Origin of the sequence: Niallia sp. FSL R7-0648 (assembly GCF_038007005.1) — a bacterium.
In the GTDB taxonomy this organism is placed as follows: domain Bacteria; phylum Bacillota; class Bacilli; order Bacillales; family Cytobacillaceae; genus Niallia; species Niallia circulans.
In genome coordinates this window covers 3,033,599-3,054,763 of record NZ_JBBOWE010000001.1, presented here as the reverse complement: position 1 = coordinate 3,054,763, position 21,165 = coordinate 3,033,599, and the positions used below count along the sequence as shown (strand labels likewise).

At 33.9% G+C, this 21,165-nt stretch carries 20 protein-coding genes; 16 read left to right on the top strand and 4 right to left on the bottom strand.

Going from position 1 to position 21,165, the window contains the following annotated elements:
- Window positions 1-2: 2 nt before the first annotated feature.
- Complete coding sequence (locus tag NSQ89_RS15060) at window positions 3-287, top strand: hypothetical protein (RefSeq protein WP_341132861.1); 285 nt, start codon at window positions 3-5, stop codon at window positions 285-287.
- Window positions 288-491: 204 nt separating this feature from the next.
- On the opposite strand, the gene NSQ89_RS15055 is transcribed toward NSQ89_RS15060, so the two are convergent.
- The 3 genes from NSQ89_RS15055 to NSQ89_RS15045 are packed head-to-tail and all read right to left on the bottom strand — an operon-like array spanning window position 492 to window position 1,850.
- Window positions 492-824 (bottom strand): MmcB family DNA repair protein, encoded by a 333-nt coding sequence (locus tag NSQ89_RS15055; protein WP_341132860.1) that lies wholly within the window; start codon window positions 822-824, stop codon window positions 492-494.
- The gene (locus tag NSQ89_RS15050; protein ID WP_341132859.1) at window positions 802-1,233 is read right to left on the bottom strand and encodes a hypothetical protein; all 432 of its coding nucleotides are present in this window, start codon (window positions 1,231-1,233) and stop codon (window positions 802-804) included. Before NSQ89_RS15050 ends, NSQ89_RS15055 begins: the two co-directional genes overlap by 23 nt.
- Entirely contained in the window at window positions 1,215-1,850 is a 636-nt protein-coding gene (locus NSQ89_RS15045; RefSeq protein ID WP_341132858.1) for a hypothetical protein, read from the bottom strand. Before NSQ89_RS15045 ends, NSQ89_RS15050 begins: the two co-directional genes overlap by 19 nt.
- Before the next feature lie 922 nt (window positions 1,851-2,772).
- Here NSQ89_RS15045 and NSQ89_RS15040 point away from each other — a divergent pair.
- The 9 genes from NSQ89_RS15040 (at window position 2,773) to NSQ89_RS15000 (ending at window position 12,066) form a co-directional block, all read left to right on the top strand.
- The gene (locus NSQ89_RS15040) at window positions 2,773-3,624 is read left to right on the top strand and encodes an ArdC family protein (RefSeq protein ID WP_341132857.1); all 852 of its coding nucleotides are present in this window, start codon (window positions 2,773-2,775) and stop codon (window positions 3,622-3,624) included.
- A gap of 122 nt (window positions 3,625-3,746) precedes the next feature.
- Window positions 3,747-3,944, top strand: coding sequence for a hypothetical protein (locus NSQ89_RS15035; protein WP_341132856.1), 198 nt, complete (start codon window positions 3,747-3,749; stop codon window positions 3,942-3,944).
- Between the two features lie 523 nt (window positions 3,945-4,467).
- Window positions 4,468-4,968 carry a hypothetical protein gene (locus NSQ89_RS15030; protein WP_341132855.1) on the top strand — a complete coding sequence of 167 codons (501 nt, stop codon included), beginning with the start codon at window positions 4,468-4,470 and terminating at the stop codon, window positions 4,966-4,968.
- Between the two features lie 496 nt (window positions 4,969-5,464).
- Window positions 5,465-6,112 carry a TnsA endonuclease N-terminal domain-containing protein gene (locus tag NSQ89_RS15025; RefSeq protein WP_341132854.1) on the top strand — a complete coding sequence of 216 codons (648 nt, stop codon included), beginning with the start codon at window positions 5,465-5,467 and terminating at the stop codon, window positions 6,110-6,112.
- Entirely contained in the window at window positions 6,105-8,087 is a 1,983-nt protein-coding gene (locus tag NSQ89_RS15020) for a hypothetical protein (RefSeq protein WP_341132853.1), read from the top strand. Before NSQ89_RS15025 ends, NSQ89_RS15020 begins: the two co-directional genes overlap by 8 nt.
- Window positions 8,088-8,101: 14 nt before the next feature.
- Window positions 8,102-9,100 (top strand): ATP-binding protein, encoded by a 999-nt coding sequence (locus tag NSQ89_RS15015; protein WP_341132852.1) that lies wholly within the window; start codon window positions 8,102-8,104, stop codon window positions 9,098-9,100.
- Between the two features lie 36 nt (window positions 9,101-9,136).
- Window positions 9,137-10,702 carry a hypothetical protein gene (locus NSQ89_RS15010; RefSeq protein WP_341132851.1) on the top strand — a complete coding sequence of 522 codons (1,566 nt, stop codon included), beginning with the start codon at window positions 9,137-9,139 and terminating at the stop codon, window positions 10,700-10,702.
- Between the two features lie 201 nt (window positions 10,703-10,903).
- Window positions 10,904-11,392 carry an NUDIX hydrolase gene (locus NSQ89_RS15005; protein WP_341132850.1) on the top strand — a complete coding sequence of 163 codons (489 nt, stop codon included), beginning with the start codon at window positions 10,904-10,906 and terminating at the stop codon, window positions 11,390-11,392.
- 311 nt (window positions 11,393-11,703) lie between these two features.
- A complete protein-coding gene (locus tag NSQ89_RS15000; RefSeq protein ID WP_418789681.1) occupies window positions 11,704-12,066 on the top strand; it encodes an aldo/keto reductase in 363 nt (120 codons plus the stop codon).
- Window positions 12,067-12,289: 223 nt separating this feature from the next.
- On the opposite strand, the gene ytvI is transcribed toward NSQ89_RS15000, so the two are convergent.
- Window positions 12,290-13,414 carry a sporulation integral membrane protein YtvI gene (ytvI, locus tag NSQ89_RS14995; RefSeq protein WP_061798705.1) on the bottom strand — a complete coding sequence of 375 codons (1,125 nt, stop codon included), beginning with the start codon at window positions 13,412-13,414 and terminating at the stop codon, window positions 12,290-12,292.
- Between the two features lie 191 nt (window positions 13,415-13,605).
- On the opposite strand from ytvI, the gene NSQ89_RS14990 reads away from it, so the two are divergent.
- The 6 genes from NSQ89_RS14990 to pnpS all read left to right on the top strand — a co-directional run bounded on the left by NSQ89_RS14990 (window position 13,606) and on the right by pnpS (window position 21,000).
- Window positions 13,606-14,073, top strand: a complete 468-nt coding sequence (locus tag NSQ89_RS14990; protein WP_047941879.1) for a DUF441 domain-containing protein — start codon at window positions 13,606-13,608, stop codon at window positions 14,071-14,073.
- Window positions 14,074-14,583: 510 nt separating this feature from the next.
- Complete coding sequence (citZ, locus tag NSQ89_RS14985) at window positions 14,584-15,699, top strand: citrate synthase (RefSeq protein WP_047941881.1); 1,116 nt, start codon at window positions 14,584-14,586, stop codon at window positions 15,697-15,699.
- Between the two features lie 213 nt (window positions 15,700-15,912).
- Window positions 15,913-17,181 carry an NADP-dependent isocitrate dehydrogenase gene (gene icd, locus NSQ89_RS14980; protein WP_047941882.1) on the top strand — a complete coding sequence of 423 codons (1,269 nt, stop codon included), beginning with the start codon at window positions 15,913-15,915 and terminating at the stop codon, window positions 17,179-17,181.
- Between the two features lie 186 nt (window positions 17,182-17,367).
- The gene (gene mdh, locus NSQ89_RS14975; RefSeq protein WP_047941883.1) at window positions 17,368-18,303 is read left to right on the top strand and encodes a malate dehydrogenase; all 936 of its coding nucleotides are present in this window, start codon (window positions 17,368-17,370) and stop codon (window positions 18,301-18,303) included.
- Window positions 18,304-18,528: 225 nt separating this feature from the next.
- On the top strand, window positions 18,529-19,245 hold the full coding sequence (locus NSQ89_RS14970; RefSeq protein ID WP_047941884.1) for a response regulator transcription factor: 717 nt from the start codon (window positions 18,529-18,531) through the stop codon (window positions 19,243-19,245).
- Entirely contained in the window at window positions 19,246-21,000 is a 1,755-nt protein-coding gene (gene pnpS / locus NSQ89_RS14965) for a two-component system histidine kinase PnpS (RefSeq protein ID WP_047941885.1), read from the top strand.
- Window positions 21,001-21,165: the final 165 nt, after the last annotated feature.

The following is a 21,165-nucleotide window of genomic DNA, read 5'->3' as shown; positions in this document are numbered from 1 at the left end:
ATATGAAAAAGAATATCGAAAGAATCCAATTAGTCTATAATCTAGATGATCCCTACCAGGCCAAAATCTATCAGTACATTATCAATTCATCCAATAAAAGTGCGACAGGTAAGCGATTATTAGACATCGGTTGGCGAGTGGAATGTGGAATCCATACAAGCCGAGATACGAGTGCTCCTATTACACATGAAATAAATAATAAAATGATAAATAATCAAAGTAATCCAAATCCACTGCTTGATTTTACTACTCTAGATGTTAATTCTTTTGCGATGGGATTTGATTAGTAATTGTTTTAACATTTGAGTGGTTCATCATGGAGGAAAAAACATTCATTTTTTCTTGATTATATAAGCTGGCATCGAGCCTGCAAAACGGCTGCTTTAGCAGCAAAATAAAACCTTTGAAGGCTTATTCGTGAGAAGAAAGGAAGCATTTGCTCAAGCAAATGCTTCTATTGACTCTCTTTATTAAAAAGTCTTTTACTTTATTTAGTAACCATAAACAAATTTCTTTGACAAAACTTTATTAATCGAAAACATTACTTTTTCACGGTCTATTGCCTGATGTATAAGGAGATGGGGCTTCTCTATTTTTAAAGTATTTTTTAAATCTTGAAGAAGTCCTACTTCTTTGTTTGGGAACTGATTGTAAATAGGAAGTGCTTCTTTATTTAAAAGAAAATAAAATTCATCACAGTAATCCAAGTAGGATGTCCATTTTTCATCTTGTTGAAAATCATTTCTGGATACCTTTACTTCTATTATCATAATATGACCATTCTCGTTATAGCCCACTACATCAGCGCGTTTTCCGTTTGGCAACGTGACTTTCGCTTGCGACAATATATCCTTTATTAAAGAGCCATTTTAACGCCTTGTCCTGCAGTTCCCCATGGCGTTTTAATTCTTGTGCCGATAAGGTGGTTGTGGCTTCTATTGATTCAATAAATGATTTTGGCGATGATTTTTTTAGCTGTTTCATTTCTTTTTGAATGGACTCTCGTTCGGTTTTAATCTCGTTGATTTTTTCTTCAGCATCTTCTATGGAAGAACGTAAATCTACTGCTAATCCATTTGGTAAATGATATTCCGGTCTACTAGGAGTGTGAAATTCCCCATTTCGGTTACGATGATCTTCTTTGTCATAATCCCCTTCGGTTGCAAAAGGAACTTTTCTATTGGTCCGTTTAAGAAAATCTTCAACTAGCCCATCTAGATCCACAACATCCAAATATACTCCCAATCACTGTATCTCAAGATGTTTTTCTTTTTTAACGAACGCTGCCATCTTGAATCTAATCGTCGTGCCAAAACCAGTTTATCTTCATAAACACCAAGATGTTTGATTAAAAATCGTTGAGGTTCGTCAGGATACTTATTTAGAAACGCTGCTTCTTCTTTGATTTTCTTCTGCGTTTCTTTCATGTTTCCTTCTAATTCCTTAAGCTCTTGTTCCCGTCGATTTAAGTAACTAATCATCCTTTCTACCTCTTGCTGAAAATCACTAATCCTTTTTCTTTTCCCTTGCAATGCTTGAATTAACAAAGGAAACTCGTCTCTTTTTGTATGTTTGTTTATGGAACTTAGAATCTCCACTAATCCTTCCCAATCCTCTTGTTTGAACAACGAAGAAAGATACAGGCTTTTGATTCCCATTATTTGTAGTTTTTCGATTTCACTGGTATGTAAATAGGTGTTTGCTTTTTCCAAAATGTTCGCGTACCGGCTTAGTCGTTTGACTTGGTCCAAAGAGACAGGAAACATCGAAGGAATGTCTTTTAGTTTTACCCCACTTCTTAAAGAATCCAAAATTTTTAAGCTTATCTCATCTGTTCCTGTTATTGGCAAAAACCACCCCTCATTTTCTTAATAAAAGTGCACGGTACACTTTAATTTTACTCTATTTTCTAAAAAAATAATCTTTGTTCTAACGAATTATTGTCAGTTTTTTAGAATCATAGTAAGAAACCGGTACGGCTTTTCATACTAAGCCATTGTGCATTTACTTGCTGGCAGAATCGTTAACGATGTTCAGGCAGCTTTAAAGCTGCTTTCTTCTTTGAAATTGTTTTTCAAGGATTTTTTTTTCGGTCTTTTTCTTATTTTAGAGATGAATAGATTCTTTGGGCGGCAGCACTACGGACTGAATAGAAAGGAAAAAACACCCTTTCTGTCATTCCGTACGTGTCGCTTCGGTATTAAATGGCCCGATAACCACGGACTGTACGGCTTGCGCCTACATTCCGTAGGTTCCTGTTCCATTTACGGCTCACACCGCCATACCGAACGAGCCGAAAACCGTAAAAATCAAAGATTAAAAGATTTAAAGATTAAAAGAATAAAAGATCAAGAGAATGAAAGACAAAAAGAATAAAAAATAAAAAGAATAAGAGACAAAAGGAGAGCAGCCGAAACGGCTGCTTTTATTGTTTATTTTTCCCTTTTGCCTTCCGAATCGTAAAACAGCGCAAGTCTTCTAATCTTCCAGCCGGTAGGACACCGGAACCTTTCCGGCTGAAAGCTAAGAAGGCTAGTCAATCGGTCAAGGGGCAAAAAACTTTTTTACTTAAGGGCGCTATCACAACAGCAAAAAACTTTTGTGCGAAGAGCGCCCTTGACCCATTGCCTATGCGTGTTTTTCGTTCTACTTGCAAAAGGGGAAAAATCATCCCCCTTTGGGGAATTTACCCGCTTCGTCAGTCAAAAGGGAGAAGAAAATCATAAACCCCCAAAGTCTAAAACCAATAGAAATTAAAGGAGGAAAAACCAAATGACAAAAAGTGTGTATGAAATCATTACAGAAAAAATTATTGAACAATTAGAAAAGGGTGTTGTTCCGTGGCGTAAACCTTGGACCAACTCAAATGCGGTCAACTGGAAAACACAAAAGCCATATCGGGGTATCAATATATTCTTAGTGGAGCCGGGAGAATATGCTTCCAAAAAACAGATTTTAGAAGCAGGTGGACGAATTAAAAAAGAGGAACTAAAAAATTCCCATATTATTGTCTATTGGCTTTGGAAAGAGAAAGAGGACGAAGATACAAAGGAGAAAAAAACGTTTGCCAAACCTTTTTATTATCGAGTTTGGGAGATTAATAAGCAGTGTACCGGTCTAGAAAGTAAAAGAAGCGATGAAACTTTTGATCATGATCCTATTGAAAAAGCTGAGGAAATTTTTAAAGAATATCTCAATGCACCAGATTACACGTTTCATTCAGGGAAGGCAGTCTATTACCCAACATGGGATCGAATTAATTGCCCACCGATCAAAGATTTTAAGGTGCTGGAGGAATATTATTGTACTTTGTTTCATGAAATGGTGCACAGCACCGGACATCAAAGCCGTTTAGCGCGTCCAGGGATTATGACGAAAGGTGTAGCATTTGGAGATGAGGTTTATTCAAAAGAAGAATTAGTTGCTGAAATGGGTGCGGCGATGTTGTGCGGAGTGGCTGGAATTGATAATAGTACCATCGAAAATAGTGCGAGCTATATTGATTCCTGGTTAAGGGCTTTAAAAAAGGAAAAACATCTAGTTTTACAAGGAGCTGCTCAAGCACAGAAAGCAGCAGACTATATATTAGGAGAAACAAAGAATCAGCTTACAATCGAACATTAAAATTGCATGATTAGATAAAATAGCGAGCAAAAAATCCACCGGCTGACCTATCAGCCGGTGGAAGGATAAATCGAACATGGTGAGGTTGGTCCATAGGTGCGAATAAAAGGAGTGAAGGAAAAATGAACGTTTTTCAAGTTGTTTATTTTGCTAAAGGATTTCAAAGAGTATCGATTGTAGTGGCTAAAAATGAAGAAGAGGCAGAAAAAATGATTTCTAAAGACTTTAATCGTGAAGATGATTACGAATTAAATGGAATCAAAGATTGTGATTTGTCAGTCGCAAATATTATCCATACCGAAGTTTATGAAATTGTTTAATAACACTAAATAAGTAAATGGTGACCGTTGCCCGGAATTCTTTTGAAAACACAGTTTTTATCCATTTGAGACAAAATCTCCTGGATCAAACAGAGCCGGTTAAGCTCGGAATGGAGGAAAAACATTCGTTTTTTCTATAGCAGGCTTAGAGACTTATTGATGGTTGCTTAAGCAACCTAATTCTATTGTTTCACAAATAATGACGTTTCCTTTCAAAATATCCACAAATCATTAATTAGAATGAAACTTTCTAAAGAAATAACTAAAAAAATCATACACTTTTTTGTTCGTTTCATTACAAAGGGATTCCAGATGGTTTTAAAGAAATAAGTTCTTAATAATTGATAGACGTCAGTATTACCGATGGAATCAAAATAGTTATGATTAAAGAGTCTAAAAGAATAATAGAAAAAAGAGAAATCGTCACCTTTATCTAGAAGATATCATTTGTAAAAAAGGAAAATTACATTTCCCGTGTTTGGGATGCTTGCTAAGTCCTAAAAAGTTGAGGAGAGGGTCTAACATGAAAACTTGTCCATATTGCGGCAGCCATTTAGAAAATATAGATCTACAGTATTATTATTGTGATTTTTGTTGTATGAATCTGAAATACGAGGATGTTCAAGAAAATGGAAAGAGGAAAAACCTTTTACCATCTTCGCAGCCTTCTCTGTCGGATTTGAACAAAAGCACGCCGGAGCTTATGTGTCTTTCAACTGTTGAGCTGCTGTTCCTTTTAAAATTTGCTAGAAAAGAACGAGCGGATATTTACCGTTTAAGGTACGTTTTTATTCGAGCGATGAATGAAGGCGCTGGTGAGTTTACAGAAGAAGAGCAATACACCTTTATTGAATATGAAAAAGCCACTCGGAAATGCTTCGTTCTTGAAAACCTAGTCCGGGAACGGCTAGGTTATTATCCTACTAAGCTAACAGAATCTTATATCCAAACTCTTGCAGCAAGAATGGCAGAGTCCTCTAAAAAAGATATGGTGATCCAGGAGCCTAAGACAATTAAACAGTAATTTTTTAAATTAGGGTCTAATATTCAGAGTAAACATTAGACAAAAGGAAAAACTCAAATCATTTCATATGATTCTAATGTGCAAATCACAGATCTTTATTTCGAGGATTGGGTGCTCCATTATAAAGGAATTAGATATATAGACGACAGCATGACCGAATCAGTAGCTTATGCAATTCGAATTTCACTCGATTCCTTATTAGCATTTTAAACAGAACTTTTTAAAAGAGGATTAAATGAATATAAAATTAATAATTTTAATTTGTGTAAAACGACAAAAAAGTTTGTACAACATTTTTGAAAGTGAATATTGAATTAACGCTATGTAGAGCAATTTTGTACATAGTTTTTTGTCCTAATTTGTGGACAAAAAAGTTTGTACATTTTATACTCAAGACAAGAAAGTTTGTACTTCTTGTAAGATTCAAAATTTTAGCTAAAATCAATATTTCCTACTTCTTATATTACCTAAATATATATTTTGAGGTGATAAATCAATGTATACACCGGTTATTACTGATGGTAGCAAAAGGTATGGAAATAATAGGTGGTACTCATTTAGCCCGAAACTCAAACGGAATATTTATTTGTTTAGTGATTTAGAGTATGAACATTGGCTACTTGTAGAATCAGATCCTCAGATTGTAGATTTTTGTGAGCAACCTTTAGAAATAATAAGTCCTATTAATGGGAAAGCGAAAAATTCAATATTTGATATGTGGGTAAAATATAAAAATGGAAACCAAGAATTTAGGGAAATCAAATATTCTACTGACCTTAAAAAAGCAAATGTAATTGAACAAATTACTGTTCAACAGGATTGGTGCATTAAAAATGGTTATAAGCACCGTGTTAAAACAGAAAAGGAAATTCGTGAAAATAGATGTTTACTTTCAAATTTAAAAATAATTTTAAAAACAATTAAACAGTCTGTCCCCAGTGAAATTGACCAGTATAAAATAAAAAAGTTATTAAAAGATAATTTTCCTCAAAGAACCTCTCTTGAAACTATCATACAAATCTCAAAAATATCACCCCATAGATTATTATCAGTCATCGGTTTTATGATTATTAATGGAGAAATTCAGTCAAATATATCCCAAAATTATTTTGGTATTAACACAGAGGTGTGGATAAATGGGTAGAAGAATTATTGAAAAATTAAATATTGATAAAGAATTACTTGACACTACCCTTTGGCCAACAGTTTTAATTGAAAATTTAAGTCCTGAAAATCGTAAACTATTTTTAGAAAGAAAAAAAGCTGTTGACCTTTTTATTTCCACTGACATGATGGTGAAGGATATAGAAACTGAAACAGATTTGCGTAGAGATGAAATTCATAGATTTGTTAGAAGATGTTTAGAGAAAGATGATTCTGGGCAATTATTGGGATATAGAGCTTTGATTCCTTATAAAAGACTAAATAGTTATGTCAGAAGGGAATTTCCAGTAAATCAGCTAGAGGATTCTGATAATTTTACGGGTGCTTTTAATTTATTGCTTGATACCTTTCCAAGTCTAAAAGAACTAATAATAGATTCGTATCTAAATAGAAAAAGGGATAAGAATAAAATAATCGATCCAATCATTAACATTAAAAACTTACACAAGAAGTTTTTAAATGAGTGTAGAGTTTTGGGAATAAAAATGAATGAATACCCATTTAATACAAAATCCTTAGCAATAAAATCACTTGAACGATATGTTAAATCATTATCTAAAACACATTTTGTTGAAGTGGCAAGCCGGAACGGCGACCAAGCATCTATGGTGGCCAGAAACACCGGCATAGGAAATAAAAATAATCCAATGATTACAAGACCCCTTGAGCGTGTGGAGTTTGATGGTCACCGAATCGATACTTCAATAGCAATTATTTTTAAAACCCCGGAGGGTGATGAAATCGTTGAAGTAATGAATCGGATATGGATTCTTTCCATAGTCGATGTGGCAACCAGGGCAATACTTGGCTACCATATTTGCTTAAATAAAGAATATTCCGCTCATGATGTTTTAATGTGTATAAGGAATGCTGTTTTCCCATGGAAAATGAAATCATCTACGATTGAAGGGTTAAGATATTCAGAAAAAGCAAACTTCCCTTCAAATTTAATTCCGGCTGCCAGTTTTGGGTTATGGGATGAGTTTTGCTATGATAACGCAAAAGCAAACATTGCAAAAATTGTTAAAGAAAAACTTGTTGAAATAATTGGTTGTTCTCTCAATTTTGGCCCAGTTGCAGTTCCTGTAAGGAGACCAATTATCGAAAGATTTTTTAGAACTTTAGAGCAAAATGGATTTCACCGATTGCCCTCGACAACTGGAAGTAATACAAAAGATCCAAAAAGGAAGAATTCTGAAGAAAATGCTATTAAATATAGAATTACGGCTGAACATCTTGAAGAGCTTACAGATGTATTAATTGCTGAATATAATGCCTGTCCACATGAGGGCAATAATAATCTTAGCCCATTAGAAGTTTTTGAACAAAGGGTGGCGAGAGGGATGACAATACTTCAATTGCCGGAAGAAAAACGTAATGAAATAACATTTTTTTCATTAAAAGTTACTAGAAGAGTGAATGGTAGTGATAAAGAAGGAAGAAGACCTTATATTAATTATGAAGGGGTAAGATACACGAATGAAGTGCTAAACCGTTCGCCTCATTTGACGAATAAAACCCTTGAATTACTGATTAACACGGACGATTTGAGAGTCATAAAGGCATTCTTGCCTGATGGCAGTGAACTAGGAAATTTAAGTGCTATAGGTAAATGGGGAATAACCCCACATGATCTTAGAACAAGGAAGGCAATAAATAAACTTAAAAATAATAGGCTAATACATTTATCTCAATACGATGATCCGATTTATGTTTATCAAGAATACTTAGAAAAAGAAGCACAAAAAAATAAAACCAACAGAAATAAACTTGCATCCCTAAAAAAAGAGCAAAAGAGTAAGGAAGAAAGATACGAAAAAGAATTGAGTAAAGAAGGCAATGAAATCAATGTGCATAATGTACCTAGGGTAAACAATGTTAAGAAACATAGGGAGACTGAAACTGAAGAAAAGCAAGTTGATAAACGAATTTTAAAAAGAACGATAATTTTCTAATTGGAGGTCCGAAAATGTCGGAAATATTGGAATCCAATCAATTTAACAATGAGATTATAAGACCTTATATTCCAAAAGGAACGCATCCAATAGAAACAGGTAAATATTTAATTTCAACAAATGAGATTGATAGAATGTACCAAGCTGTAACACGTTGGATTGAAAACAGAACACCGGGAGCGATAATATACGGACGGCCACGATTAGGTAAAACAAGAGCAATTTCATATATTATCAATTGCTTACCACAGGATTTTGGGAAAAATACACCAATTTATCATATTCGTTGCCGAAAGTATAAGAATCCAAATGAAAATTTTTTCTTTGAAGACTTATTAACAGCTTCGGGGCATTCAATATCCAACAGTGGGAAATCTATCATGAAAAGAACTAGGCTACTGAGATTTTTAGTCGAACGAGCTGACTTTTCCCGAAGTAATAAGGTGATTTTTTTTATAGATGATGCACAAAGATTAGTAGAAATTAATTATGATTGGTTAATGGATCTTTATAATGAGTTAGAGCATTATGGTATAACTTTAACAACTATTTTAGTCGGACAAAAAGAACTGGTTCATCAAAGGTCAGCATTTATTAGTGGGGAAAAATATCAAATAGTGGGCCGCTTTATGAGTCAAGAATATCAATTTAAAGGAATAGAATCCTTAAATGATTTGAGGATTTGTTTAATGGGATATGACGATTATTGTGAATACCCCTCGAATAGTAATTGGTCATTTACCAGATACTTCTTTTCTGAGGCATTTGCAAGAGGATATAGATTACAACACTCAGCAGAAGAATTATTTCAGGCTTTTGTTAATTTAAGAAGTGAATCCGGACTATCTCTTAAAGCAGAAATTCCAATGCAATATGTTACTTTAACTGTTGAGTATGCTTTAAGAAGATATGGAAATAATGGCTTAGATTTGCCGGCGATAGAAAAAATACATTGGGAAGAGGCAATTAATCATTCTGGTTATATTCAATCAGAATTGTACCAAATTAATTAATTTGTTTATTACTTTGGGAAAGGTGGAATTAGAGGGATGTCCACTCAAATTACTTGGTCTATTGATTGGATACAAGACTATGAATCACCTTGGGGAATAATAGAAAAGTTCAAATGGGCTAATGCTATCGAAGGAAACGAAGTTTTAGAGCTGCTAGGAAATGATAATATTAAACGATTGAAAAAAATTTCAAATGCCGGTATTCGCCATCGTAATTTAATGGATTTTTCTAGTATAGATCCAAAACTGAGTCAAAAAATCATTGGAATAAATATAAAAGAGTATCATGACAAGCTAATAGATAAACTAATTCATATAATTCCAAATATTAAGTATGTCAGTAAATATTTTTACGATAATTTATCATATTGCCCTAAATGTATTAGCACAGGTTACCATAGTATATTTCATCAAATTAAACTTTTTGACCATTGCCCTTTTCATCCTAATCAGGAGTTAATTAACAAGTGCCCAAAATGTAAGCAGACGATGCCGGAATATATTATTAATAAAGGAGACAATGAGCCATATCATTGTAGTTGCGGTTATTCTTTTCTTGATTCTAAAAATATAAGGTCAATTTTTACTTCATGGAAAATCAAACCGAAAATACAATCTGAAGTAGTAGATTCATGGCAGAGATTACCCCGACAAGTAATTCATAAAAATCTTATCCTTTACCCCTTTGAATATTATACAAGATCCTTCGAGATAGACACTGATAACACTAATTTAAGCATAATACCAAAAATATTAATCAATGCTTTTGATGAAGAAAAATTGACCACTGGAGATTTTGCTGAATTTTCTTCCAATAGAGGAGTCTTTAAAGTTAAAAACGATTATCATGTTTTAAAAGAAAATTATATAAGGGCCTTTCCGGAATTGTTTTATTACAATACTTTTAACGAAAAACACAGGATCGATAGTTTTTTCTTTGAAATTTTCAAACAAACTAGGAGTATTTATAAGGCAATAAGCCGGTATCTACTGAATAAAACGATAAAGGAACATAAGAAATGTGTTCACATTTTCAATAAAGCTCGCCAAAACGGTGACGTTTGTCCCTTTGCTTTAGCATTTATCTGGTGGAGAATGGAATGCGAAGGAAAAAGTTTCTTTTCAGAAATAGAAACACATAATAATTTGCCTGAACCGTATGAGTTTAATTGCCTAGATGGCCAATTTAGTTTCTTTCCAAAGGGCCAGTTTATAACTCACTTAGATGAAATTCTAAATCCAATAAATAAGAATCAAGGATTAATTTTTTTGGAATGTAATAGTAGCAGCATTATTTATATTTTAAATAGAATTCTATCACATTTATTAATTGATCGTTTTATAAAATGGCTCGAAATAGTCCAAAACCCGGAGAAGAATAGGGGAATATATCCAGATGATAATATCTCAATGTACATTGCAAAGATCCCAAGAAATATGGATGGGGAAATTAGTTTTCATTTTCAAAAAGGTTATTTTGAAAAAATGGACGATGTTTTAAAGAGAATTCACGATGAAAAAATATGCCCCACAAAAAAAACAATTAAGTACCCGCCATACCGGTCTCCAGCTCAAAAAGCAATAGATAGGATGGGGGTGTGAAAACTTTTAGTTAACACAGTAAAGTCTATTTTAACCATAACATTAGGCCTTTTCTTATTGAATGAAAGGGGGTTTAGCACAATAAGAAACGACAAAAAGAGGTGCTAATCGGAGGGTTACTTCTTCTAGTTTTTAAGAAGGTATGTTAATATTTATATTATTACAAATTTACAAAATTTTCATATAAGGGGAGGTTCAAAGATGGCATTTCCGACGCATATCGTAGCGGCAGGTGGATTCGTGGAAGACGGAGAAGGAAATATTCTTTTAGTAAAAACTCGTGATGGTGGTTGGGTTTACCCAGGTGGACAAGTGGAAGTTGGAGAAAATCTGATAGATGCTTTGGTCCGTGAAATCAAAGAGGAAAGCGGAATAGACACCACGGTAAGCTACTTAGTTGGTGTCTATTCGAATACAGGGGTTTTTAAATGGTACGATGGTGTGACTGATGTTCCTACGCAAGTTGGGTTTGATTTCGTATGTAAACCTATTGGTGGGGAGTTAGCTGTTTCTGATGAAACAACAGATAGTCGATGGGTGGCTAAAGATAAAGTTCTAGATTTCATTGAACAACCAGCTGTTCGTATTCGCTATCAGGCTTATTTGGATTTTAATGGAGAAGTAAATTACAAGGAGTATGTAACGAACCCTGAGTTCAAAATAAAACACCAAACATATATATCGAGGTAGAGTGTTTATCGTTTCTAACAAAATCTTACGTTTTGTACATAGTTTCTTGTCTAAGTTTGTACAAACTTTTTTGTCTGGTTTTGTACAAACTTTTTTGTCTTATGGGCTACAAAAGGGCGTAGTACAAACTTTTCCGTCTTATTTGTACAAACTTTTTTGTCCTTGTACATCACTCGTCAATTGAAAAAGGGGGGAGGTTTTTTTGTTTTAATTATTCGTATAATATAAATTTTACGAATAGTAAATAACTAGATTAACAAAAAATATGTTTGCTATAATTATTTTATTCATAAGTATAAAATTCAGAAAAAATAAAAAATAAATCAGCCCCACAAAACGGTAGCAGAGAAGATGATCATCGTAAATTTAATGAGAATGGGGAAGCTTTTAATGTAGGAGAAACATTTGCTGGACTTGGATTTGAAAAAGGCGTTGCATTAGCAGATGAGCTTGCTTGGATTGGAGAAAGTCGTCAATCAATGGCAGCGGCAGCATTACGCTGGATATTGGATCAACCGAGTATTTCTTGTGTCATTCCTGGTTTCAAAAATCGTCAGCAAATCAATGAGAATTTAAAGGCATTAGAGGAAAAACCATTTAATACAGAGGAATTACAGAGATTGAGAATATTTTATGAGGAAAAGGTCAAAAACGCTATTAGAGGGCCTTATTAAATGGATAACATACTAAGTATAGAAAAGGTGGGGCAAAACAAAGCGGCTTAGATATAGTCCTATGAAAAGTGAAGTATATTCAGTCTGCGGCTCGTTACTACAAACCTTTTTTAATGAATAAAAAATCAAACAATTATACGAAGTGTTTTTTAGCATCTCCGTATAATTGTTCGGTATAAATTGGTTGGAATGTTAATATTCCAGCTTCTTTTTTTATATACGTTTATTTTGGTATTTCACTATCCCCTTTAATAAATTTCCATATATCATGAAATACATTTGCTCGATGCAGGGAAGTCACGATAACGAGGGAAACTGGACCAACAATAAGTCCGATAAAACCAAAAAGCTTAAAACCAACAAATAAGGCAATTAAAGTAGCTAATGGATCAAGTCCGATATTGGAAGAAAGGATTTTTGGCTCCATGATTTGTCTTTGAACTAAAACAATAATATATAGCACGGACAATCCAATTGCCAGCACAATCTGCCCTGTGATAATTTCGTAAATAATCCATGGAACAAAGATTAACCCTGTACCGAGATAGGGGATAATATCTACAATTCCAGTTAACAGTGCAATAGTAATAGCATAATCCACTCGAAGTATTAACAGACCAATTAGAATAATGACAGTCGTAATGGAAACAAGCGTTAATTGGGCTTTTAAAAAACCAAACAAAGCTTTTTTTAATTCAAAGAATACTGTTTTACCACTATTTAACCACTTGGAAGGAAAGAACTTTCCAATTTTTAATGATAACCGTCCCCAGTCCTTGCTGATAAAAAAAGTAGCTAATAGAGAAAAAATGAGGACGCTTGCTGCATTTGGAAACCAGGACAGGAAAATAGGAATATTAAGAAAGAAGGATTGTAAAAAATCTCCCATTACCGTTCCAACTTGTTCGCCCACTTTATCTATATTTGTCATAATGGTATCTTGTTGACCAGTACCGAGATTATTGAACGTTTGAGAAATTTTATTATATAATGGAATAATTTGCGCTGCGAACAAATCTTCTATGTATCGAATAATGATGTCTATATGTTTGGGAACAACTTCTCCAAGATAGGCAGCTCCTGCTACAATTTCAGCAATTAGTAAAGAAACCAAACCAGCAAAAACGGATAAAATGAGTAAAATACTTAAAACAACAGCAAAAGCCCTTGGTAATTTGCATTTGAATTGTAGAAAATTAACGAGTGGATTCATTAAAAAAGCAATCAGAAATCCAATAATAAAAGGATAAGTTACTTTGGATAAATAAAAAAAGCTAACAAATAATAGGAAAGTAGCTGCTATCACTATGATAAACCGAATTGTTCGGTTAAGATAAGTTAAATTCAAAGTCAATCCTCCCGTTTTTAGTATAATAGAAAATGGGTCATTAGTGATTAGGAACTAGATATAGATTATATATATTCCTTTTTATTTATATTCTCTATACTTATGCTTTTTTAATCGAAATTCCTGCTTTTTAATTTAAATAAAGAAGAGAGAATTTTTAAGTCAATTGCTTTCGAAAAGGAGAGTTAGTTATGTTTTTATTTAGCCAGCCATATTTATTTCTATATTTGCTGTTAGCAATTGCTCTTATAGCTAAAAACAATTCCTTGATTATCGCAGTTATTTTCTTATTAGTGCTGAAACTAATTGGGGTAGATAGTAAGTTATTTTCATTGATTCAATCTAAAGGTATCAATTGGGGCGTAACGATTATTACGATAGCTGTTCTTGTTCCGATAGCCACTGGAGATATTGGTTTTAAAGATCTTACAGCTACCTTTAAATCACCGTATGCATGGATAGCTTTAATTTCTGGAATTATGGTTGCTCTGCTCGCAAAAGGAGGAGTTAGTTTATTAGCCGATTCTCCAGAAATTACAACAGCACTTGTTCTAGGAACCATTTTGTCTGTATCGGTTTTCAATGGAGTGGCAGTAGGACCATTGATTGGGGCGGGAATAGCGTATGCAGCCATTAAAGTAGTCGAGTGGATAACCTAATCCGCTCTCTTATTCTAATTTACCGTTGTAAGATAAAAGACAGGATATAGGAATTTATGGTATAATTTTAAAAAGAAAGAAATATAGTGTAAAGGAGAATTAGAAAAAAATTTTTTTACTATATCTACAGTTTTTAAGTATAAAATATGAGACATTTTGAAGTTTTTTGTTTATAATGAATGTGTAGTTACAGTTTATCTCATCTATAACGTACCAAATAGTTTATTTTTTTAATTGAAAATGTAAGCATTTTCAATTAGTTTATGCTCACTTTAATTTTTGAAAAAAACTCCCTCCATCTTTTTATAAAATAAATCCGAATTACATTATTAATTGATTTTTTGGTACATATTCAGTTAATCTAACAAAATAGTAAACATTTATTTAAGATGAATTCCATTGTTTTGTTTTACAGATTTTCACAATATTGGTAACTACAACAGGGACAATACTGGGAGTTTGAATGAGTTGTACTAACTATTAAAGAAAAGTTGTAAAGGAGAGATATGTATGGCTGTTACAAAAGGGCTTGAGGGGATTATTGCTACAACATCTTCTATCAGTTCCATTATAGATGATTCACTTGCTTATGTGGGTTATGATATTGATGTGTTAGCAGAGCATTCCAGTTTTGAAGAAGTAGTGTTTTTATTATGGCATCAAAAGTTGCCAACTGATACGGAACTGGCAAAGCTAAAACAAGAATTGGCAGATAATGCTGAATTACCTGTTTCTTTGATTGAACAAATGAAGCTAATGCCATTAAATAACGTACATCCAATGGCAGTACTTCGTTCAAGTGTGTCTTTACTAGGAGCGTATGATGAACACGCCGATGCAATGGATTCTGAAGCAAACTATTTAAAAGCTGTAAGACTTCAAGCGAAAATTCCGACTATCGTAACAGCTTTTTCAAGATTAAGAAAAGGGCTGGAACCAATTTCGCCAAGAAAAGATTTAGGATTTGCTGCTAATTTCCTTTATATGCTTAATGGCAAAGAACCAGAGGCGATTGCTATTGAAGCCTTTAATAAAGCACTTGTGCTTCATGCTGATCATGAATTGAATGCGTCTACATTCACTGCAAGAGTGTGTGTAGCTACATTGTCTGATGTATATTCTGGAATTACTTCAGCTATTGGGGCATTAAAAGGACCGTTGCATGGCGGGGCAAATGAGGCAGTAATGAAAATGCTGAAAGAAATCGGAAGCATTGAAAATGTGGAGCCATATATTCGAGAAAAGATGGCCAACAAAGAAAAAATAATGGGATTTGGCCATCGAGTATATCGAAAGGGCGATCCTCGTGCCAAACATTTAAAGGAAATGGCAAGAAAATTAACACAATTGACGGGTGAACCTCAATTATATGATATGAGTGTTAAGATTGAGACACTGTTAAAAGAAGAGAAAAATTTAGTTCCAAACGTAGATTTCTTTTCAGCTTCTGTTTATCATAGTTTAGGTATTGATCATGACTTATTCACCCCGATTTTTGCAGTGAGCAGAGTTTCTGGCTGGCTGGCTCACATTCTGGAGCAGTATGATAATAATCGCCTTATTCGACCTAGAGCAGATTATATTGGGCCAGAGCGTTTGGAATATATTCCAGTTCAAGAGCGATAAAAAAAGGATATAATTTCCCATAGAGTAATAGAATAATATATACTTAATGATGGGTTAATTTACTTTGCGTATTGGCGTTTTCCTTTTTTATTCGTCAGAATAGTAAATATAATTAGCTTATAAAAGCTTGTTATAATAAATTTATTTCATTCTTTTTCCAATGAACATTGTTACATTGGAAAAGGAAACTATTTTTTACGGAGGGATAGAAACATGCAAGGAGAAAAAATTACAGTAGTAGATGGAGTATTAAATGTACCAGCAAATCCGATTGTACCTTATATTGAGGGAGATGGAATTGGACCAGATATATGGGCAGCATCATCAAGAGTTTTAGATGCAGCTGTTGAAAAAGCATACAATGGGGAAAAGAAAATTGTTTGGAAAGAAGTATTAGCTGGTGAAAAAGCATTTAATGAAACAGGAGAATGGTTACCTTCTGAAACATTGGATGTAATTAGAGAGTATTTAATTGCTATAAAAGGACCATTGACTACACCAGTTGGTGGCGGTATTCGTTCTTTAAACGTTGCCTTGCGCCAAGAATTGGATCTTTTTGTTTGTTTACGTCCAGTAAGATGGTTTGAAGGAGTTCCTTCTCCGGTAAAAAGACCTCAAGATACAGATATGGTTATCTTCCGTGAAAATACTGAAGATATTTATGCAGGAATTGAATATGAGAAGGGCTCAGAGGCTGCTTCTAAATTAATTAACTTTTTACAACAAGAGATGGGAGTTAATAAAATTAGATTCCCTGAAACATCTGGAATTGGAATTAAGCCGATATCAGAAGAAGGAACAAGTCGTTTAGTAAGAGCTGCGATTAATTATGCGATTAAAGAAGGTCGTAAATCGGTAACTCTAGTACATAAAGGAAACATTATGAAATATACAGAAGGCGCATTTAAAAACTGGGGTTATGAATTAGCTGAAAAAGAATTTGGAGATAAAGTATTTACATGGGCCCAGTATGATCGTATTAAAGAAGAACAGGGTTCTGATGCAGCAAATAAAGCGCAATCTCAAGCAGAAGCAGAAGGTAAAATCATTATTAAAGATTCTATTGCTGATATTTTCTTACAACAAATTCTTACTCGTCCAAAAGAATTTGATGTAGTTGCGACAATGAATCTAAACGGAGATTATATTTCTGATGCTTTAGCAGCACAAGTGGGTGGAATCGGTATTGCTCCTGGAGCAAATATAAATTACGAAACTGGCCATGCTATTTTTGAAGCTACACACGGAACTGCTCCTAAATATGCTGGTTTAGATAAAGTAAATCCATCTTCTGTTATTCTTTCAGGTGTTCTATTGCTTGAACATTTAGGCTGGACTGAAGCTGCACAATTAGTGATTCAATCCGTGGAAAAAACAATTGCTTCCAAAGTTGTTACATATGACTTTGCTCGTCTAATGGATGGTGCTACAGAAGTGAAATGTTCCGAGTTCGGTGATGAATTAATTAAGAACATGAATTAATAACAAATTGAAGAAGAGATTGTCTCATCTCTTCTTCCTTTTTGTCCAAAATAGAAGATTTACGGTATTGGATTAGAATGAGATAAGCTGGGAAAAGTATTTACTAAATAGAGTAAAAGGGGACTCTGCTTAGTATCTGCTTATTGGGGGCTTCATTCATTCTCGGTCTAATAAGGGGGAAATAATATGGTTAAACGTAAGAAAATTTCCATCATTGGTGGAGGCTTTACTGGGGCCACAACTGCTTTTTTGCTTGCTCAAAAAGAACTTGGTGATATCGTATTATTAGATGTTCCGCGAAATGAAAACTCCACAAAGGGAAAAGCATTGGATATGTTTGAAGCAAGTCCTGTACAAGGGTTTGATGCAAATATAACGGGAACTTCCGACTATAAAGATACAGCTGATTCTGATATTGTCGTAATAACTGCTGGTATGGCTAGAAAGCCGGGTATGAGTAGAGATGATCTTGTGCAGACAAATCAAGCAATTATGAAATCGGTAACTAAGGAAATTGTTCAATATTCGCCTAATTCTGTTATTATCGTGCTCACTAATCCTGTTGACGCTATGACATATACTGTTTATAAAGAATCGGGCTTTCCTAAAAATAGAGTAATTGGGCAGTCGGGTGTTTTAGATACAGCACGCTTTCGAAGCTTTGTGGCAATGGAGTTAAATCTTTCCGTTAAGGACATTACAGGATTTGTATTAGGCGGACATGGTGATGATATGGTTCCGCTTATACGGTATTCCTATGCAGGTGGTATTCCATTAGAAGCACTAATTCCAAAACATCGCTTGGATGAGATTATTGAAAGAACAAGAATTGGCGGAGCGGAAATTGTAAATTTACTTGGAAACGGAAGCGCTTATTATGCTCCAGCAGCTTCTGTGGTAGATATGTGTGAAGCTATAATTAAAAGTCAAAGACGTATCCTACCTACCATCGCTTATTTAGAAGGAGAATATGGCTATAACGATCTTTATCTAGGTGTACCTACAATTCTTGGCGGAAACGGAATCGAACAAATTATCGAACTGGAGTTAACAGAGGAAGAAAAGGCAGCTCTAGATAAATCTGTTCACTCCGTTCGTAGTGTATTGACAGTATTAAATTAAGTATAAAAGTCGGCAGCTCGATAAAAAAGAGCTAGCCGATTTTTTGTATTTCATTTAATCAATAAAGCTTGATGCTTTATCAGAGACGAATACGAAAAGGTTTAAGTACTATTTCCTATTTGTAAACAGGAAATAAATGTTTTTTCCATTTTTAGTGAACAATATATTATAATGAAAATAGGTATAAGGGGACTTTAGGGGAATTAACATATTTGGAGGCTGTATATGAAGAAAAAGGTTTTAGTTGTAGATGATGAACAATCTATCGTAACTCTACTTAAGTATAATTTACAACAGGCAGGTTATGATGTATTAACTGCCATGGATGGAGAAGAAGGATTGAATCTAGCACTAACTGCTAATCCAGATGTCATCTTACTAGATTTAATGCTGCCAAAAAAAGATGGGATGGATGTTTGTAAAGAATTACGCCAACAGAAAGTGTTAACTCCTATTTTAATGTTAACAGCTAAAGACGATGAGTTTGACAAAGTTTTAGGGCTTGAACTAGGTGCAGATGATTATATGACTAAACCTTTTAGCCCCCGTGAAGTCATTGCTCGAATTAAAGCTGTATTAAGACGAATTCAAATGCAAGTGCCAGCAGCCTCGGATGAAGTAGACGAAGAAGAGGACGATGGTATAAAAATAGGCGAACTAAGAGTTCTTCCTAATTATTATGAAGCATATTTCAAAGGAGACTTATTAGAGTTAACTCCGAAAGAGTTTGAGTTATTATTATATCTTGTAAAAAATAAGGGAAGAGTTCTTACAAGGGATCAACTATTAAGTGCAGTTTGGAATTATGACTTCGTCGGAGATACAAGAATTGTAGATGTACATATTAGTCACTTACGTGAAAAAATTGAAGAGAATACGAAAAAACCAATATATATTAAAACGATTCGTGGATTAGGTTATAAGTTAGAGGAACCAAAGTAAATGAAGAGCTTTAAATCTCGATTAATGGCGAGTGTTTTATTTACTATATTTATCGTGTTTTTGTTCGTAGCAATATTTATCGAATCATATAATAAAAAGACGTTTATGGACTCCTTTGACAGTCGATTGAAACGAGAAGGCACTTTAATCGCAAATCAAATAATGCAAAATGGCGAAGGGTTAGACATTAATAATCGTTTATTACAAGAATATAGCGAAGCATTAGATATACAAATTACTGTTATGGATGAAACTGGAGAGATTCTCTTCAACGAAGGAGAACTGCAGACAGATACAGAATATGAAAATCGAATGCAGAGACTGCTTTCAAATGAAAAAGCTAAAGCGGTAACTATTAATGGAAATCCTAACTTTCATTTTTATCAACAAAAGTTAACTGGTGAAGAGGGGAGATTAGGATATCTATTAATTGGTGCAAAAATCGAAGAAATAGAAAATGCTTATCAGCACATTAATTGGATTATTTTTGCTTCATTTTTCTTGTCGCTTTTAGTGATTTATTTAATTGGCTATAAATTAATTTATCGTTATATAAGACCCATTGAGTCGGCTACTAAAGTTGCTGTCGATTTAGCGAATGGTAATTATCATGCGAGAACCTATGAAGATCGAGTAGATGAAACAGGAGTACTTAGTTCTTCGCTAAATAAAGTAGCTAAAGATATGCAAGAGATGGTAAAAGCACAAGAAATTCAAGAAGATCGTTTAGGAACATTGATTGAGAGTATTAGTAGTGGATTACTATTAATTGATAGCAGAGGATATATCAATTTAATCAATAAATCCTATAAGGATATGTTCTTTGTCCGTTCTGCTGATTATCTCTATAAACAATACTACAAAGTCATTCCATACAGACAAGTGATGGATCTAGCGGAAGAAATATTTATGACTGAGCATAAGGTAATCCGAGAAATGACCCTTGAAATTAAAAATGAGAAAAAAAGTTTCCAAGTATACGGAGTGCCTATTATAGGGACGAATGACCGATGGATGGGGATTTTACTTGTTTTTAATGACATAACAGAATTGAAAAAGCTCGAGCAAATTCGTAAAGACTTTGTAGCCAATGTCTCACATGAATTAAAAACACCTATTACTTCTATTAAAGGCTTCTCGGAAACACTTCTTGACGGTGCTATGGAAGATAAAGAGACGTTAGAGGAATTTTTACGAATTATTTTAAAAGAGAGTCACCGATTACAGACGTTAATTCAAGACCTTCTCGATCTATCAAAATTGGAACAACACCATTTTGCCTTAAATAAAGAGGAGTTTAATCTGGTGGAAATTCTCAATAAAGCGACAAAAATGTTGAAAGGTAGAGCAGAAGCGAAAAATATTAAGCTATTTTTTCCTCAAGCGAATGAAATTATTCAAATTGAGGGTGATAGAAGTAGATTAACGCAAGTTTTTCTAAATCTTATAACGAATGCGGTCATCTATACCCCGAATGATGGAGAAATCACTGTCTATGTCGTGGAAAAGAAACGGAAAATCGAAGTGAAAATCCAAGATACTGGGATTGGAATAGAGCAAGAAGAAATTCCTAGAATATTTGAACGCTTTTATCGGGTGGATAAAGCGCGAAGTAGAAATTCTGGAGGTACTGGATTAGGACTGGCGATCGTGAAGCATTTAGTAGAACTTCATAGAGGAACCATTCAAGTAGAGAGTAAAATGGGAGAAGGAACGACCTTCACTGTTATTTTACATAAGGAATTTCCATTTTAGGAAATAGACTGGAGATTAAGTTTTTTAACCAAATATAATCCCAAACGATTATACGTAAAGTGCTGAAAATTTCGTATAATTGTTTGGGGTTTTAATTATTTTCAGAAAGAAGATTATCCTTTATCTCAGTCGATAGTCTCCAGTTTGTACACCGATAAACATCCT